Origin of the sequence: Flavobacterium sp. TSSA_36, assembly GCF_051547165.1 — a bacterium.
Taxonomy (GTDB): domain Bacteria; phylum Bacteroidota; class Bacteroidia; order Flavobacteriales; family Flavobacteriaceae; genus Flavobacterium.
On sequence record NZ_JBPTTP010000043.1, the window covers coordinates 1 to 231 of the forward strand.

The 231-nt window shown below is 48.5% G+C and carries 1 protein-coding gene; it reads left to right on the plus strand.

The annotated features are described in order from the left end of the window. The coding region (locus tag ACSVH7_RS15165; protein WP_438067523.1) for a hypothetical protein at window positions 1–231 on the plus strand (231 nt) is incomplete at both ends.

Consider the following 231-nt stretch of genomic DNA (forward strand, 5'->3'; position numbering starts at 1 on the left):
TTCTTGGTCGCCTTCGGGGGGAACCGCTGCTACTGCAACTGGATTAAGTGCAGGAACCTATACTGTAACAGTAACCGATGCAAATTCTTGTACGGCTACTCGAAACTTTACCATTACACAACCAACGGCTATTAGTACAGCAACTGCGGCACAAACCAATGTGTCTTGCAACGGTGGATCTAACGGTTCTGCTTCCGTGACTCCTTCAGGAGGTGCTGGTGGCTATACTTA